This window comes from Cohnella phaseoli (assembly GCF_003386235.1).
GTDB lineage: Bacteria > Bacillota > Bacilli > Paenibacillales > Paenibacillaceae > Cohnella > Cohnella phaseoli.
Genome location: NZ_QRDZ01000006.1, coordinates 259,340 through 275,658, shown reverse-complemented (window position 1 = coordinate 275,658; position 16,319 = coordinate 259,340). Strand labels below are relative to the sequence as shown.

The 16,319-nt window shown below is 53.5% G+C and carries 19 protein-coding genes; 8 read left to right on the top strand and 11 right to left on the bottom strand.

The window, feature by feature from the left end; translation table 11 throughout:
- Nucleotides 1–20: 20 nt before the first annotated feature.
- Nucleotides 21–1,091, bottom strand: a complete 1,071-nt coding sequence (locus DFP98_RS10400; RefSeq protein WP_116060509.1) for an AI-2E family transporter — start codon at nucleotides 1,089–1,091, stop codon at nucleotides 21–23.
- A 212-nt stretch (nucleotides 1,092–1,303) separates the two neighbouring features.
- On the opposite strand from DFP98_RS10400, the gene DFP98_RS10395 reads away from it, so the two are divergent.
- The 4 genes from DFP98_RS10395 to DFP98_RS10380 are packed head-to-tail and all read left to right on the top strand — an operon-like array spanning nucleotide 1,304 to nucleotide 4,827.
- Nucleotides 1,304–2,221: a helix-turn-helix transcriptional regulator gene (locus DFP98_RS10395; RefSeq protein WP_116060508.1), complete on the top strand. Its 918-nt coding sequence runs from the start codon at nucleotides 1,304–1,306 to the stop codon at nucleotides 2,219–2,221.
- A gap of 1 nt (nucleotide 2,222) precedes the next feature.
- The gene (locus DFP98_RS10390) at nucleotides 2,223–3,050 is read left to right on the top strand and encodes an NAD(P)H-binding protein (protein WP_116060507.1); all 828 of its coding nucleotides are present in this window, start codon (nucleotides 2,223–2,225) and stop codon (nucleotides 3,048–3,050) included.
- A 17-nt stretch (nucleotides 3,051–3,067) separates the two neighbouring features.
- On the top strand, nucleotides 3,068–4,018 hold the full coding sequence (locus DFP98_RS10385) for an ATP-binding cassette domain-containing protein (RefSeq protein WP_116060506.1): 951 nt from the start codon (nucleotides 3,068–3,070) through the stop codon (nucleotides 4,016–4,018).
- Entirely contained in the window at nucleotides 4,015–4,827 is an 813-nt protein-coding gene (locus tag DFP98_RS10380) for an ABC transporter permease (RefSeq protein WP_116060505.1), read from the top strand. The genes DFP98_RS10385 and DFP98_RS10380 overlap by 4 nt, the downstream gene beginning before the upstream one ends.
- Nucleotides 4,828–4,934: 107 nt before the next feature.
- Here DFP98_RS10380 and DFP98_RS10375 read toward each other — a convergent pair whose 3' ends face one another.
- The 4 genes from DFP98_RS10375 to cymR are packed head-to-tail and all read right to left on the bottom strand — an operon-like array spanning nucleotide 4,935 to nucleotide 7,329.
- Nucleotides 4,935–5,141 carry a hypothetical protein gene (locus DFP98_RS10375; protein WP_116060504.1) on the bottom strand — a complete coding sequence of 69 codons (207 nt, stop codon included), beginning with the start codon at nucleotides 5,139–5,141 and terminating at the stop codon, nucleotides 4,935–4,937.
- Nucleotides 5,138–5,689 (bottom strand): PRC-barrel domain-containing protein, encoded by a 552-nt coding sequence (locus tag DFP98_RS10370; protein WP_116060503.1) that lies wholly within the window; start codon nucleotides 5,687–5,689, stop codon nucleotides 5,138–5,140. Before DFP98_RS10370 ends, DFP98_RS10375 begins: the two co-directional genes overlap by 4 nt.
- Nucleotides 5,690–5,721: 32 nt before the next feature.
- Nucleotides 5,722–6,867: a cysteine desulfurase family protein gene (locus DFP98_RS10365; protein ID WP_116060502.1), complete on the bottom strand. Its 1,146-nt coding sequence runs from the start codon at nucleotides 6,865–6,867 to the stop codon at nucleotides 5,722–5,724.
- A 42-nt stretch (nucleotides 6,868–6,909) separates the two neighbouring features.
- A complete protein-coding gene (gene cymR, locus DFP98_RS10360) occupies nucleotides 6,910–7,329 on the bottom strand; it encodes a cysteine metabolism transcriptional regulator CymR (RefSeq protein ID WP_116060501.1) in 420 nt (139 codons plus the stop codon).
- A 188-nt stretch (nucleotides 7,330–7,517) separates the two neighbouring features.
- Between cymR and mnmA the strand changes: the two genes are divergently transcribed.
- On the top strand, nucleotides 7,518–8,675 hold the full coding sequence (mnmA, locus tag DFP98_RS10355) for a tRNA 2-thiouridine(34) synthase MnmA (protein WP_116060500.1): 1,158 nt from the start codon (nucleotides 7,518–7,520) through the stop codon (nucleotides 8,673–8,675).
- A gap of 104 nt (nucleotides 8,676–8,779) precedes the next feature.
- Here mnmA and DFP98_RS10350 read toward each other — a convergent pair whose 3' ends face one another.
- The 3 genes from DFP98_RS10350 to DFP98_RS10340 form a co-directional block, all read right to left on the bottom strand.
- On the bottom strand, nucleotides 8,780–9,523 hold the full coding sequence (locus tag DFP98_RS10350) for a YebC/PmpR family DNA-binding transcriptional regulator (RefSeq protein ID WP_116060499.1): 744 nt from the start codon (nucleotides 9,521–9,523) through the stop codon (nucleotides 8,780–8,782).
- Between the two features lie 234 nt (nucleotides 9,524–9,757).
- A complete protein-coding gene (locus tag DFP98_RS10345; RefSeq protein WP_116060498.1) occupies nucleotides 9,758–9,955 on the bottom strand; it encodes a cold shock domain-containing protein in 198 nt (65 codons plus the stop codon).
- Between the two features lie 113 nt (nucleotides 9,956–10,068).
- Nucleotides 10,069–10,794: a class I SAM-dependent methyltransferase gene (locus tag DFP98_RS10340; protein WP_246016485.1), complete on the bottom strand. Its 726-nt coding sequence runs from the start codon at nucleotides 10,792–10,794 to the stop codon at nucleotides 10,069–10,071.
- 201 nt (nucleotides 10,795–10,995) lie between these two features.
- On the opposite strand from DFP98_RS10340, the gene DFP98_RS10335 reads away from it, so the two are divergent.
- The 3 genes from DFP98_RS10335 to pepF all read left to right on the top strand — a co-directional run bounded on the left by DFP98_RS10335 (nucleotide 10,996) and on the right by pepF (nucleotide 13,403).
- A complete protein-coding gene (locus DFP98_RS10335; protein WP_116060496.1) occupies nucleotides 10,996–11,229 on the top strand; it encodes a hypothetical protein in 234 nt (77 codons plus the stop codon).
- Nucleotides 11,230–11,277: 48 nt separating this feature from the next.
- Entirely contained in the window at nucleotides 11,278–11,457 is a 180-nt protein-coding gene (locus DFP98_RS10330) for a hypothetical protein (RefSeq protein ID WP_116060495.1), read from the top strand.
- Nucleotides 11,458–11,612: 155 nt separating this feature from the next.
- Entirely contained in the window at nucleotides 11,613–13,403 is a 1,791-nt protein-coding gene (pepF, locus tag DFP98_RS10325; RefSeq protein ID WP_116060538.1) for an oligoendopeptidase F, read from the top strand.
- A 527-nt stretch (nucleotides 13,404–13,930) separates the two neighbouring features.
- Here pepF and DFP98_RS10320 read toward each other — a convergent pair.
- The 3 genes from DFP98_RS10320 to DFP98_RS10310 form a co-directional block, all read right to left on the bottom strand.
- Nucleotides 13,931–14,434 (bottom strand): DNA-deoxyinosine glycosylase, encoded by a 504-nt coding sequence (locus DFP98_RS10320; protein WP_246016484.1) that lies wholly within the window; start codon nucleotides 14,432–14,434, stop codon nucleotides 13,931–13,933.
- A gap of 133 nt (nucleotides 14,435–14,567) precedes the next feature.
- Nucleotides 14,568–15,398, bottom strand: coding sequence for a carbohydrate ABC transporter permease (locus DFP98_RS10315; protein WP_116060494.1), 831 nt, complete (start codon nucleotides 15,396–15,398; stop codon nucleotides 14,568–14,570).
- Entirely contained in the window at nucleotides 15,398–16,279 is an 882-nt protein-coding gene (locus tag DFP98_RS10310; protein ID WP_116060493.1) for a carbohydrate ABC transporter permease, read from the bottom strand. The genes DFP98_RS10315 and DFP98_RS10310 overlap by 1 nt, the downstream gene beginning before the upstream one ends.
- Nucleotides 16,280–16,319: the final 40 nt, after the last annotated feature.

The following is a 16,319-nucleotide window of genomic DNA, read 5'->3' as shown; positions in this document are numbered from 1 at the left end:
GACAAGCGCGTTCGGCGCTGTCAAACGGTTTTTCGATGAATATAGTAGGCGGATACGTGCTGTACGACCACTTTCATCGCCGCATAGAACGGAACGGCCAAAATCATTCCCACGATGCCTGCCAACTCTCCTCCGATCAGCAGCACAAGAATGATCGTGAGCGGGTGCATTTTCATCGATTTGCCGACGACCTGCGGACTGATCACGTTGCTCTCCAGGTTTTGGCAGATCATATTCACGACAATGACCATCAACACCATTTTCCAAGAAATCGTCGTCGCCATAATCAGCGCGGGCAGCGCCCCGAAAAACGGACCTAAGTACGGAATAATATCGAATAGCGAGACGAATCCGGCCATCAGCAGCGGATAGGGCATGCCAATAATCAAATAGCCGATATAAGCGAGCACTCCGACGCAGACGGATACGATCAACTGACCGCGAATGTAACTGCCAAGAGCCGCATCGATTTCCTTTAGCAGCCTTACCGCGTGTTTGCGCCTCGTCCGGGGCACATATTGCAGCGCCGCGCGCTCGAATACGTCCAGATCCTTCATCATATAGAAGGCGAGAAAAGGGACGATCATGGCGATAAACAGCACATTGACGACGGAATCGATGTTGTTGAGGAAATTCGCGATCCATTGCTCGACCCGCTTCTCCAGCGTGCCGATCGATCGGTTTATGCCGTCCCGGACAGCTTCCGGAAGCACATTGTTGTTATTAAAATGGTCGACAAACCCTTGCGCCTTCATCGTCAACTCGGGCATATGCTCGTTGAGCTCCTCCACCTGGTTCATAAACATCGGGATGACGTTCATCAAAATCACGACGGATACGGAAAGAAAAACGGCATAGATAAGCAGCACCGCCGCCGTACGCGGAACTTTGCGATCATGCAGCATGTTGACGATCGGGTTAAGCGTATAAGAAATGATCATCGCGACGAGAAAAGGAGCCAGTACCGCTTTGAGAAAACCGTACACCGACATCAGCATCGGACGAACGAGCACAATCAGGAACAAAACGACCAACAAGAGGATCGCATACACGAGCACGCGGAACAAACGATTTTTCGTGAACGTCTCCATCTCCGCACCCCCTCCTTCGCCCGCTGCACCCACAGGACGAGCATCCCTTCCAGTATATGCACTTGTCCGCGCGAGTAAACCAGAGACCGGTATGCAAGGGCCGCAACCTTTCTTGCGTCATTTTTAATTCTGACAACTATGATGTCAGGATTAGTGTAATATGATCTCATTCAGATGATCCTGACGGGATCATTCGCAAAGGTGGCGATGGCATGAGATTAAACCGCTTGCTTGGGATGACGCTTGAGTTGATGGCCAAGCGAAGGGTGACCGCCGCGGAGCTTTCCGTCAAATTCGAAGTGTCTGTACGCACTGTCTACCGTGATGTCGAGCTGATCGATCAGGCCGGCATCCCGGTCGCCTCGTTCACCGGCGCGGACGGAGGGTTTGAGCTGATGGACGGTTTTTTCTTGACCCGCCAGTACTTCTCCATGGAGGACCTGTCCGTGATCTACACGTTGCTAAAAGCAATGCAAGGAGCGCTGGGCAGCGCTGTAGCGCCCGCCATGCGGAAGTTGGCCAGCCTTCATCCGTCGCTGGGGTCGGACGAAGAATTGAGCAAAGCCGTCATCCTCGACATGAGCGCGACGGAACGCGACCGGGACATCGTTCATCGGTTGTTCCAAGCCATACGGCAATCGCGGATTGTCGAGCTTGCGTACTCGAGCGCTTCCGGCACACGGTCCGAACGCCGCGCAGAACCGCTCAATCTCCTCTGGGAGAAAGGCGTCTGGTATTTGGAAGCTTACTGTCGAACGCGCCAAGCTAAACGGTATTTTCGGGTTTCTCGCATCGAACGCCTACTTGTGACGGAGACGACGTTCGCCCCCCGAGCTCTTCCGGACGAGCCTGAGCGAGATCGCCAGTCGGGCATGCAAGCTCATCTGCGCTTCGATAAATCGGTCGCCACACGCGTGCTCGAACAGTTTCCCGGCGAAATCAACTACCAGGGGGATCGCATCGACGTTCGTACGACCTTTTACACCGAAGAGTATGCCCTTTCCGTCATTGCCAGCTACGGGACGAAGGTGTACATTGTGTCGCCGGACGAATTGCGCGATTGCGTTCTCTCCCATATCGAAGCCATCCGCCGCCACCATCAAAAAAGAAAAGAACGAGGAGAGATGTAAAGTGACGATTTTAGTTACTGGGGCAACAGGAACAGTCGGTCGGCATGTGACGGAATTGTTAGTCGAAAAAGGGGCTGCCGTGCGGGCACTTTCGCGTAATCCGGTGAAGGCTCGGAACAAGCTTCCCCAAGGCGTATCGATCGTTGCGGGAGATTTGATGAAGCCGGAGTCGCTACGTGAAGCGCTTCAGGGTGCGGAAGCGATGTTCCTGATCGTTTCCAGCGACGAGCCGGAAGCCGATCTTAACACCGACCCGGGAGTGGTGAAACTGGCGGAAGCTGCCGGCATAAAAAGAGTCGTCGTGCTGGTCGGTTATGAGGAAGGGGCAGCCGAACAAACCCTGCAAGCAAGCGGCATGCATTGGACCCTGGTGAAACCGGCCGAATTTATGGCGAACGCGCTGTCGGACTGGCAGCAAACGATTCGTACGGAAGGCGTCGTACGGGAGTTTCACGGAGCCGCACTTAGCGCCAAGGTGCATGAAGGAGACATTGCCGCAGTCGCTGTCGCGGCGTTGCTGGAGGATGGGCATCACAGACAGAGTTATATGTTGACAGGGCCGGAAGCGATTACGCGCAGGCAGTCGGTCGAAGCGATTGCGGCCGCAATTGGGAAGCCCGTACCGTTTATCGAATTGAGTGAGGCAGAGGCTCGGCAGCAATGGCGATCGCAAGGATACGACGAGGAAAGCGTGGATTTTTTTGTGCAGATGGCGATCCAACCGCCGGAAGCGGGTTACACCGTGCTGCCAACGATCGAACAGGTACTCGGAAGGCCGGCACGCACGTTCGCCGAGTGGGCTGTCGAGCATAAGCGGGAATTCCTGTAACGGAAGGGGAGCAGAAAATGACGATCGCCATCGAAGCGCAAAATTTGCGCAAATCTTTCAGGGGACGCGAAGCGGTGCGCGGCGTAGACCTATCGATCCGAAAGGGAGAGCTGTTCGCACTCCTCGGACCGAACGGCGCCGGAAAATCGACAACCATCCATATGCTGACGACGTTACTTCGCCCGGACGCCGGCAGCGCGCGCGTCTGCGGCTGGGATGTTTCGAACAGCCCTGACGAGGTGCGAAAGCGCATCGGCGCCACCGGTCAATTCGCGGCGCTGGATGAAGCTTTGACAGGAAGGCAGAATCTTGTGCTATTCGCCGGTCTTTACGGCTATTCAAGCAAGGCTGCTCGCATGACTGCTGCGGAACTGCTCGCGGAGTTCGGTCTTACGGAAGCGGCCGATCGGACGGTCGACACTTATTCCGGAGGCATGCGGCGCCGCCTGGATTTGGCCGCCGGAATCCTCTCGCAGCCGGAAGCACTGTTTCTAGACGAGCCGACTACAGGGCTGGACCCGCAGAGTCGGCATGAGCTGTGGGAGGCGGTGCGTCGATTGGCGCAGCAAGGGACGACCGTGTTGCTGACGACGCAGTATTTGGAAGAAGCAGATCGATTGGCCGACCGGATCGGTTTCATTGCCGATGGCCGTATCGTCGCCATCGATACGCCGGAGCGCTTGAAGTCTTTGGTTGGAGGCAAAACACTGACCATTCGCCTTGCGGAAGGAAGTGATCCCGGTTCCGTCTGCAGCTTACTTGCCGTCGAGCACGGCCTTACCGTTCAACCTTGCGGGGAGTGCCAGACTCTTAAATTGTCCATACCGGAAGCTTCGCTGGCTCATTCCGTCATAGCTACCCTGCTGCAGCATTCGGCGGCAGTCGTAGATTTCGCGTTGGGCGAACCAAGCCTCGATGACGTATACTTTGCCCTGACCTCCGGACGCTGCAAGGAGGCTACTTTATGAGCTTATTCGCAACGATGGAAATGCAACAACCTCCCCGCCGGTATCCCGGTCGTCTGGCCTCGACGACGCTATTCGCCGGGAGAACGCTACATCATATGGGGAACAACGGCTTCGGAATCGCCATAGAAGCCATTTTGTCGCCGATCGTAATGCTGCTCCTCTTCGTCTTTCTGTTCGGCGGAGCAATCGCCGGTTCCACGCAGGCGTACATCCAGTACTTGCTGCCTGGCATCCTTATGCTGACGGTTATACCGTTGACGGTGTACAGTGGAACTACATTGTGCTCGGATATCGCCAAAGGCGTCTACCTTCGGTTTCGCACGATGCCGTTCTGGCAGCCTGCCGCCATTCTAGGCTCCATCGCAGCCGAAGGATTGCGTTACATCGCCGCCCTGCTCGCTGTCCTGGCGACAGGAACGGCGCTTGGATTCCGACCGGAAGGCGGCATTGCAGGCGTGGTGCTTGCACTATTGTACGCCCTTTTGTTCTCTTATTGCATCAGTTGGATCTTCGCGCTGATCGGCAATTTGACCAAGCGGCCGGAGACCGTATCCGGCACGAGCATGATGATCATGTATCCGCTCCTGTTTGCCAGCAATGTGCTCGTCGACACCTCGTCCATGCCCGGTTGGCTGCGGACGGCGATCGATTGGAACCCGGTCAGCATTGTTGTAAACTTAATGCGGGGATTACTGCACGGGACGTGGGACGCAGTTGGCCTGATAACCGGCATAGGATTACCGCTCATTCTCGCAGCCGTATTTGTCCCGCTGACGTTGTATGTATATCGAACCCGAGATGCCACGTAAAATTGAAAAAACTACGATTGACCAAAATACAGAGTGTGAGAGTTAATTGGGCAGTCGTAGAAAAAAAGCGCCCCGTCCCCTGTTCCAGGGCGGAGCGCTTCTTCTCTTTACATGCCGTTGGCGTGAATATGGGCCGGGATCGCTTCCTCGAAGAACAAATCGTCGAGCGAGCTTAAAGTGCCGTCCTCTTCCACCTGGTAAACCGACATCTTCTCTCCGTTAACCGTCAGCTCGATAAAACAGCTCCAGCAATAAAATTGATGGGAACCGATTTTACCGATATCTTTAGAACTGCAATTCGGACATCTCATCATCCGTCTTCACCTGTCGCTTTCCACGTCGGCTCTCTCGTCAAAATCCGTTCGTAAGAAGCAGGCACCAATATGGCGTCGTCGCCCAGCGTCATCTTATCCGATGCGTCAGGCAGAAACAGCTGCCGTCTTCCTTCCATCACGTCCGCGAGAAACCCGTCCGTCAACTCGTATCCTATTATTTGTGTACCCTCGGATGGCTTAAAATAAACATCCGATACTTTGCCTAAATATTGTCCTTCAATTGTATAGACTGGCATATCCTTCAAGCGGACGATTCCGGAATGGAACGTCCTTAGCAGCTCTTTGCCGTTAATGGACGCGACAGCCGCTGCGTTGCGAATCAACAAAGCGTCTTCGCCAAGATGAACGATATCCTTCCAATAAACAATCTTGGACAATTTGCGGAACAGTCCCGATCGCGTGTGCCTGTCCAGCACGACTCCGACCAACCGCCAAAATTCGTCAAACCACAAATCCTTGATTTTTCCGACGCTTTTGCCGCTCTCGAACAGCACCGGCAAACCGAGAATGCGCTCCACTTGAAACATGCGGGCTCCTAACTTCAGCGTCTTGTTATGTATTACGCATAACGGGCTGAAATAGTTGCAATAATTTTCACCATTTTTTCGGCTTCATCTATAGTATTGCCCAAACCGAAGCTGAAACGTACAGCGGAAACGATTCTGTCGGAAGGAAGATTCATGGCCTCAAGCACATGGGAAGGTTTCAGGGAGCCCGAATTGCACGCGGAACCGCCGGAAGCGGCGACGCCCGCGAGATCCAAATTCATCAGCATGCTTTCGGAGGAGATGCCGGGAAAACTCACGTTGAGCACATGGGGAAGCCGGTCATCCTGATGGCCGTTTACGACAAATCGCTCTGGTCCGAGCTGCTCCGACAATTGCCGCAACACCTCGGCTCTTATGCTCTCGGCGTGCTCCCAGCGGTTGTGCCGATTGAGGCAAGCCAGTTTTGCCGCAGCGGCGAATGCCGCAATTCCGGCAACGTTCTCCGTTCCCGCCCGGCGGCTGCGCTCCTGAGAGCCCCCGTAGAGCATCGGCAGCCACGGCGTCCCTCTGCGTACGTATAATAGGCCTACGCCTTGCGGGCCGTTGATTTTGTGGGCCGACACGCTCAACAGATCAATCGGAAGCTCGCGAAAATCAATCGACAAATAGCCGAATGCTTGTACCGCATCGACATGCATGACAGCGCCGTGACGCCGTGCGAGTTCCCCGATCTTGGCGATTGGCTGGAGCGTGCCCGTTTCGTTGTTGCCGGCCATGACGCTGACGACCGCGGTGTTCTCGTTTATAGCCGACTCCGCATCCTCAAGTCGAACTACCCCGTGTTCGTCCACAGGAAGAATCGTCAGCTCGAAGCCTTCCGCTTCAAGCTGACGGCAGGCGTTTAGCACCGCATGATGCTCGACCGCCGCCGTGACGATTCCGCTGCGGCCTTTCAGCCGCTGAGCGCGCGCGGCTCCGAATAGAGCGGAATTATCGCTCTCCGTTCCGCTGCCCGTGAAGACGAGCTCCGTCGGGGAGCAACCAAGCGCCTCCGCGAGCGCGTCCCTGGCGACGGAGATTCGCTCCCGCGCCGCGCGGCCGGCCGCGTGAAGGCTGGAAGGGTTGCTCGGCCCTGCAGACGCAACCTCGACGTAAGCCTCGATTGCCGCCGCATGCATCGGAGTCGTTGCCGCATGGTCGAAGTATATGGAATTCAAGCCGCGCCCCTCGCTTCACCGATCTTTTTGAACTATCGCTTATTAAATGTAGAACATGTAGTTGTTGAGCTTGTCCTCGCCCTTGAACGTGATCAGATCGTGAAGCGTCGTAGAGTCGAGCACTTCCGCGATGCTGTCGCGAATTTTGAGCCACAAATCGCGTTTCGCCGGATCGTCCTCTTCTGTAAAATCTACCGGACTGATCGGACCTTCAAGAATACGGATGACGTCTCCGGATGAGATCGTCTCCGGATCCTTCGAGAGAATGTAGCCGCCATACGCACCGCGCACGCTCTTGACGAGACCTGCGTTGCGCAGAGGCGCAATCAGCTGCTCCAAGTAGTGCTCGGACAGGCTGTTTTTCTCTGCAATGCTTTTTAATGAAATCGGCCCTTCGCCGAATTTAGCCGCAAGCTCCATCATGATCGTTAAGCCGTAGCGGCCTTTAGTCGAAATTTTCAATTCGAACACCTGCTTTCATGCCGTCGTCGGAAAATGGAGGGTATCCCCATAATAAATATATGTTATCACAACTATTCTCTTTGTGGGCAAAAAAAACGTGACATATTCATGAAACGCCCGGTTATGTGAGAATTATTATACTTTGTGCTAAAATAAATAAGTTGAATGTTCTTAATGAGGTGAAGCGGATGAACAATCTAGAGGCCTATACGGCATCGCTGGAGGCACGGTTCCCGGATCCGTCCAAAGTGCGCGTCGTTGTCGGCATGTCCGGAGGCGTAGACTCCTCGGTGACCGCACTGCTGCTTAAAAGACAAGGCTTCGACGTCGTCGGAGTATTTATGAAAAACTGGGACGATACCGACGAGTTCGGCGTCTGCACGGCGGAAGAAGACGCCGAGGACGTGCGAAGGGTATGCAGCCAGATCGGCATCCCCTGCTATACCGTCAATTTCGAGAAAGAATATTACGACAAGGTCTTCGAATATTTCCTCGCCGAATACCGGGCCGGCCGAACGCCTAACCCGGATGTCATGTGCAATCGCGAGATCAAGTTCGGCGAATTTCTGCAGAAGGCGCTTGAACTTGGCGCCGACGCCATCGCTACCGGTCACTACGCCCGGCTTGAGCTGCGCGGCGGCAAATACGAGTTGCTCCGGGGCGTGGACTCGAACAAGGATCAGACCTATTTCCTTCATGCGTTGAATCAGGCCCAGCTATCTCGCGCCATGTTTCCGATCGGCCATCTGCAGAAACCGGATGTTCGCAAAATCGCCGAAGAAGCCGGCCTCTCTACCGCCAAGAAAAAAGACAGTACGGGCGTCTGCTTCATCGGCGAACGTAACTTCAAAGAGTTCCTTAGCCAATACTTGCCGGCCAAGCCGGGCAATATGGTCGATCTCGTCAGCGGCGAAACGAAAGGTCGCCACGACGGGCTCATGTACTATACGCTCGGCCAACGGCAAGGTCTCGGAATTGGCGGCTCGGGAACGGGAGAACCTTGGTTCGTCGCAAGCAAAGACTTGGAGACGAACACGCTGTACGTCGTCCAAGGGGACGCTCATCATAGCCTCTACTCCGTCGGCTTAACCGCCACGGGCGTCAACTGGATCAGCCCGGACGAGCCTGTTAGCCCGGTTCGCTGCATGGCCAAGTTCCGCTATCGTCAGCCGGATCAGGGCGTCACCGTTACGCCTCTTGGAGGAGGAGAGTATCGGGTCGAGTTCGACTCGCCGCAGAAGGCGATTACGCCGGGACAAGCGGTCGTTTTCTACGATGGCGAAGTGTGTCTTGGCGGAGGTACGATCGATCTGGTTCATATGCTTGAACCGGCAGCAGCGCAATAATCGCAAGCTACTGCACAGCGTTTCGGATGCTTGTCCCGCTAAAAAGAGGCCTCTCGGCCTCTTTTTTGTCCGTTATGAAACCCGTCCGGCGCTCTCGGGTCGGCTTAGCTCAGGCGCTCCATCTCTTCGTCGCTGATCTCGAAATTGTGGTACACATCCTGTACGTCGTCGTTATCCTCGAATGCGTCCATCATCTTCATCAGCTTCTCGGCATTTTCGCCTTCCGCAGCCACCGTATTTTGCGGAAGCCAGCGAACGCTTGCCGTCTCGAATTTGTAACCCGCCTCTTCCAGCTTGCCTTTCACCGCTTCGTAATCCTCCGGCGTAGACAAAACTTCGAAGCTCTCGTCGCTGATGACGACGTCCTCGGCTCCGGCTTCCAGCGCTTCCATCATAAAACTGTCTTCATCCGGCGAGCTCTCGTCGCGAGGAATGACGAGCAGTCCTTTATGATCGAACATATAGGATACGCAGCCCGATTCTCCCAAATTTCCGCCGCGTTTGCCGAAAATCGAGCGAACGTCCGAAGCGGTCCGATTGCGATTGTCCGTCAGGCATTTCACCATGATCGCCACGCCGCCCGGTCCGTATCCTTCGTACATAATTTCCTCGTAGTCGTCGCCTTCTCCGGCTCCTGCCGCTTTCTTGATCGCTCTGTCGATATTGTCGGCCGGCATCTGGATCGCGCGAGCGCTGGCGATGGCGCTTCTGAGTCCGTAATTGGATTCCGGATTCGGGCCGCCCTTGCGCGCCTGCACGTAGATTTCACGTGCCAGCTTCACGAAACGGTTGTTTTTAGCTTGATCGGCTTTCCCCTTGCGGTCGGCGAACAGCTTGAATTTTGGCATAACTTTGTACCCCCAGGGAACATAGGAATTGAATCGATAAAAATCACCAATTATTTTACCACTTGGGCTGCCATACGGTCAAAGGGGGAGGAAAATTCGGGGCACGCCATGCAGTTCAAATACACTACATAGTCTGATCCCGCCGCTTTTCCCCAACACAAATAAACAAAACCCCCGGTAGACCAGGGGTTTCGCTGCTGTTCGTGATATGAGAAGCAAGTCTGGCTCGCAGACTTACAGTTTAACCACGTTGGACGCTTGAGCACCGCGATTGCCTTGCGTAATTTCGAACTCAACTTCTTGACCTTCTTCCAAAGTCTTGAAGCCATCGCCTTGGATTGCCGAGAAGTGAACGAATACATCGTTTCCGTCTTCTACGGAGATAAATCCGTATCCTTTTTCTGCGTTAAACCATTTTACTGTTCCTCTCAAATGAAAAACCTCCTAAAATCTCGCCGTCGATCGGCGAATACGATGATTATAACCGAAATTACCCTTTTTTGCAATATATTCTGGCCGTTAATTATCCATTCTTTAGGAGCTTTTCAGCCTTCACCGCTCCCTCTTTTAACCAGTTTCAATAGCGGACTGCGAACGGGCGTAAACGGCAAACCCGCCGGAAGAAGCTCATGGGAGGCGACGTCCGCCAGCCCTTCGATAGCCCTATTCAAAAAGGAGCATGGCTCCCATTTTAACGTGACAAGCGGATACACTCTAAGCTCCCCGCCGGGACGAAGTACGCGAATAAGCTCCCGCAGGGCGGCTGCATGAAAATGCTCGTCAAAAGCATCGGCATATAAAAATAGAAAATGACTGCACAGAGCAAGCTCGAACGTATCGTTCTCGAACGGCAACCGGGGAAGCGCGGCAGCGAAATATCGCGACCAAGCATCCTCCTTGCGGAAATCCTCCGCGAACAGCGTCATGGATCGTTCCCGGATCTCGCGCTGACGCTCCGGAGAACCGTAATAGCTCCAATCAAAGCTCGCGGCCATCGCGGCAATTTTAGCCGAAGCGGTCTCGATCTCCTTGTACCCCGTTGCGATGATCTCATCCGTAATTCCTTCATAGAAAGGATCGGCAGCCATCGCTCGCACCCCCTTCGCGTGCAGATGAGCGGTAAAGGAGGATGCTCCCCCCGCTACGTCGAGCACGGGGCCTGTCAAATTCGCAGGGTCCAGCTTAAACATGGCGCAGTACTCGTCGAACGAACGGCAGGTCGAGGCGACCCCCGTCTGCGGATACGCCGGCACAGCTTTTTCATTTGTCATCTGATTCCGTTCTCCTCTCGTCTCATCCATCTCATCTCAACTCGGCTGCTAGCTCCACCCGCCCTCTGGCGGATTTCATAGTAGAATCCCATAGATCATCCGCACTGTCAACCTCGATTTTCCAGCGTTACATTGATTTCTCTGTTGAACTCTTCTATGATGAAAAAAACGGCATTTGCTGCCCTAGCCCAGGAGTGTTCTATGTTCGCTAAACATACCGTCTATAAACATGATAACTACAATATGCTGACTGTAGAAGTTCAGGGCAAGACGCTGGTCGTCCGCGAAATTTCCGAGCAGTGGGGCGAAACCTGCCACAAGTTCCTCAGCCGCCCGGAGATGATGGATTGGGCCCAAAAACGATTTTTGCCCGAGGATTTCCCGGATGGGGAAGAAGGACTGCGAAATACGATGGAGAAATTGAAATCGATCTGATTCAGCTCCATTCCGAATAGTTGAGATTGCAAAGGAGTCCGCCCTCGAATGAATAACGAAGCCAATCTGATCTTTATCATCTCGTCATTCTGCCTAGCCGTCGTGCTGATATTGACCCGGGATCGGGTTCCCGAGCGAATGCGGCGACCCATGGCTATTATTACGATTGCGCTTGTGCTGTTCGCTTTTTTCCTGATCGTCTATAACCTCTTCATTATCGGCGCTTAACAGGGGCATACTACTCCGGAAACTTATTCCAAGACCGGAGGCCCGTCATGAAGAAGCTTATCTTGCCGCTGACCGCTTCGGTCGCGGCGCTGTCTTTGCTGTGCACCGCCGTCTCGGCCGATTACGATCCATTATTCAGGAGGTTGAAGATGTCTATGAAACAAGTCGCCGCAAGATCCGAAGTGTCGCAGGAGCACCGTTGGAAACTCGAAGATCTATATCCGAATCAACAAGCATGGGATGCCGAATACAGCGAGGTCAAGAAGCTGAAGGGCGAGATCGCCGCCTACCAGGGCAAGCTGCAGGATGCAGCCGCCATAGCCGGCTGCTTTGCTCTTGACGAGCAAATTTCCCAGCTGACCGAACGGCTTTACGTATACTCCAACATGCGGCACCATGAAGATATGGCCGAGCCGAAATATCAGGCGTTGTCCGACAAGTCCAAGAAGCTTAGCGTAGAAGTCGGCGAGGCGACCTCGTTCATTACGCCCGAAATTCTCGCCCTGTCCGAACAGCAATTGACCGGGCTCATCGCCGATCCGTCTCTCTCCAAGTACAAGCGTACTCTGGAGGAAATGCTTCGTCAGAAGCCGCATACGCTCTCCAAGAGCGAAGAAGCGCTGCTGGCCCAAGTCGGCAATGTATCGCAAGCCCCTAGCACCATCTTCGGAATGATGAACAATGCCGACCTGAAGTTCCCTAAGGTGAAAAACGAGCAAGGCGAAGAAGTCGAGCTGACCCACGGTAGATACATTCAATTTCTGGAAAGCAAAAACCGGGACGTGCGGCGGGATGCCTTCAAGGCCATGTACGACACGTACGGCAAATGGCGCAACACGCTGGCCGCTACCTTAAACGCCAACGTGACGAAAAACCTGTTTTACGCCAAAGCCCGGAATTATCCTTCCGCTCTGGAGATGTCGCTGTTCGGAGACAACGTTCCGCAGTCCGTCTACGATAACCTGATCTCGACCATTCATGAATTTTTACCGTTGATGCACCGCTATATGGACCTGCGCAAGAAGCTGCTTAAGCTGGACGAATTGCATATGTACGACCTGTTCGCTCCGCTCGTCGAAGAGTTCGACCTGAACATCACCTACGAGGAAGCGAAGAAAACGGTGTACGACAGCCTCTCCCCGCTTGGCGACAACTATCGCAAAGTGCTTCAGGAGGGCTTCGACAGCGGCTGGATCGACATCTACGAAAACCAAGGCAAGCGCAGCGGGGCATACAGCTGGGGCGCCTACGGCACGCATCCGTATGTGCTGCTCAACCATAACGACAATTTGAACAGCATGTTTACGCTCACGCATGAGATGGGCCACGCTCTGCATTCCTACTTCTCGGACGAGAGCAACGAGTATCGCGACGCGCAATATACGATTTTCTTGGCCGAAGTCGCCTCCACGCTGAACGAAGCGCTGTTGATGAACTACTTGCTGGGCAAGTCGACCGATCCGAAGGAAAAAATGTATTTGCTCACCTACTATGCGGATCAATTCCGGACGACGGTATTCCGTCAGACGATGTTCGCGGAGTTCGAGAAAATCATTCATGCGAAAGCGGAAAACGGAGAAGCGCTGACGCCTCAGGAGTTAAGCTCGATCTACTACGACTTGAACGTGAAATATTACGGCAAAGACATGGTTGTCGACAAAGACATCGAAATGGAATGGGCGCGAATTCCCCATTTCTACACGAGCTTCTACGTATTCAAGTACGCGACCGGCTTCTCCGCCGCGACAAGCTTTGCCAAACAGATTCTCGACGAGGGCCAGCCTGCCGTCGACCGCTACCTCGGCTTCCTGAGAAGCGGCGGCAAAGACTATTCGATCAACATTCTAAAAACGGCCGGCGTCGATATGTCCTCCCCTGAGCCGATTCGCCAGGCGATGAGCGTATTCGAGAATTTGATCGAACAGATGGAGCAAATGACGAAATAACGAAATAAGGCTGTTCCATAACCACTTCAAGTTGCTATGAAAGATGATCGACGATAAAGGTCCGAGGGGGATGTACCTCCTTCCGCTGCTATACGCTCCTGAAACCTGAATGGGTAAACCCGTTACAAGGTTTCAGGAGCGTATGAGGCAGTCTCCAGGGCTAATCATGACCCACAACACCTCCAGATAATTCCTCGAAGTTATTCGTGTAATTATCGAAGACGCTTTAGAGGCGTACAATCCCCGATCTTGGTTGATTTATACGATTTTCCCTACAAACGTCCGTCGTTTGCGTCTGAGCCGAATTGCTTTGTGCGGATTTTCCTACAAACGTCCGTCGTTGGAGTCTGAGCCGAATTGCTTTGTGCGGATTTTCCTACAAACGTCCGTCGTTGGAGTCTGAGCCGAATTGCTTTGTGCGGATTTTCGACTAATTCCCCTGCCTAACCTCATGTGTGTAAATAGATCCGTCGTAAAAGTTTATTATCCAATAAATTGGAAACACCTCTTGAGGACCAGCCCTCTTTTCACAATTCAAGCAATCGCTTCCAAGCCTCCAGCCTGTCCTCCAAACCGCGGTAGTCTCGAGTCGGAATCGGGCTCGTGGACGGCATGCGAATCAACTCGCGGCTGCGCACCTCCGGATGATCCCCGAAGTGCTTGGTCAGCTCGGCCAACGACTTCGAGCCGTTGCAGACGATCGCCCGCACGTTCGGATAATCGGCCAGCAGACCCGGGATGTCGTTCGGGACCGCCTGGCGGATTTCGCTGTCCAGGCTCCCCTTCCTTTCGCAGCTCGCGATCGTATCCCACAGAGCAACGCCGCTTCGAAGCGCGAATGCGAGCCGCTCCTCGTACGCTTCGTCCGGCTCCCTCCCGTCCCCGAATAAAGCGTATAGAATACGCCACATATAATTGCGCGGGTTCCAATAGTATCGATGCGCCTGCAAGGATGCGGCGCCCGGCATGCTGCCCAGAACGAGCATCCGGCACCCGGAATCGATGATCGGCGGGAACGAATGTACAATCACAGAACATTCTCCTTTCTATAGCCGATAGTCTTTCCCATCATAAGCCGCATACGCCAAAAAGCGCAAATCTCCAGATGAGATTTGCGCCGGCTTAAGCCATTGGCGACAGAACGGCTGTCCCGAATTCGAACGATCAGCCCTTGACGCTTCCCGCGGTCAGACCTTCGATAATCGTCCGCTGCAGGAAAGCATAGATGACCAGAATCGGCAGAACGCTGATGACGACCCCTGTAAATACGAGCGGATAACTCGTCTGGAATGCATCGCGGAAACCGACCATCCCTGTGGGCAACGTTTTAAGCGCATCCTTGCTGATAAAGAAATTGGCGAGCAAGTACTCGTTCCAGTTGCCAAGCAGGTTGATAATAAAGACAGTCACGAGCGCAGGCATCGTCAGCGGCAAAATGATTCGGATGAACGAGCGAATAACGCCCAGTCCGTCGACAATTGCGGCCTCTTCCAATTCCGACGGGATCGCCTTCATAAATGCGACGATGAGCAGCACGCTGAACGGCAGCGCCCCGGCAGTATACGGCAAGTATAGCGCCCAGTGAGTGTCCAGCAGACCCAGCTTCTGAATCAAAATATACTGAGCGATAAACAATACGTTTCCGGGAATGAGCATCCCGATCAGAATAAATTGGTAGATCGCTTTGCTACTCTTATCGAATCTCATACGCGACAGCGCATAAGCGGTTGCTGCGGCGATGAGAATCGCGGATACCGCTGCGCTTACCGACAAGTAGGCGCTGTTAAAGAAATACTTGCTGATTTTCGCTTGCGTCCAAGCATCCACATAGTTATCGAACGCCATCTGGACAGGAAATCCGAACGGAGCGGTAACAATCTGGTCGTTCGACTCCTTTAAGGACGAGAATAGCACGAACACGAACGGGAACAGAATAATGAAGACGTATATGAGCAGCAGCAGATGCGGCAAGGCTTTTTTGATGACTTTTGGCATTAGTACTCGATCCTTTCCTGCCGTCTGGCAATTGCGATTTGGTAAATCGCCGTCAGCAACAATGCAATGACGAAGATCATAATCGAAAGGGCGGTACCGTAACCGTATTGACCGTATCTAAGCGCTTTGTTAACCATATACGAGGCCATAACATCCGTCGCGCCCGCGGGTCCGCCGTTGGTCATGACGAGGACGATGTCGACGACACGCATCGCGCCGGCGATGGACAGCATGATAACTACCGATATAACAGGCATAATGAGCGGCGTTGTAATCCGGAAAGCTCTTTGGATGCCGGTAGCTCCGTCGATTTCCGCCGCCTCGTTGATTTCCTTAGGAATAGCCAGAATGGCTGCAAGCACCAGCACGATATAGAAGCCCATCCATTGCCAGGCATTCGTAACAAGTATGGACAGCATCGCCCATTTCGTATCGGACAGCCAGTAAATCGGCTCAATGCCGAACCAGCCCAGAAAATTGTTGAACAATCCGATACTCGGATGATACATGAATCCCCACAAAATCCCGATAATCGAGGTGGAAAGAATAGACGGCATAAACACCGTTGTTTTGTAGAAACCTTGGAGGCGCTTAACGCCGCTGATCAACAATGAGAACATAATGATCAAAGGAACTTGCACGAAAACGGAAAACAGGATGAAATACATATTATTTTTGACGGAAACCCAAAAATCGTCATCGTTAAACGCTTTTTCAAAGTTGGCGAATCCCGTGTACTTGGCCGGACTTAATCCGTCCCAATTCGTCAGCCCGTAAAATAACGATTGAAACACCGGATAGACAAAGAAGAGGCAATACAATCCGATTGTCGGCAGGACGAAGAGCAGGTATACATATGGATTTCTCAGTGTTTTGTTCATGGTTCTCCCACCCTTGTGACATGAGAGAGGTATCGCCCGA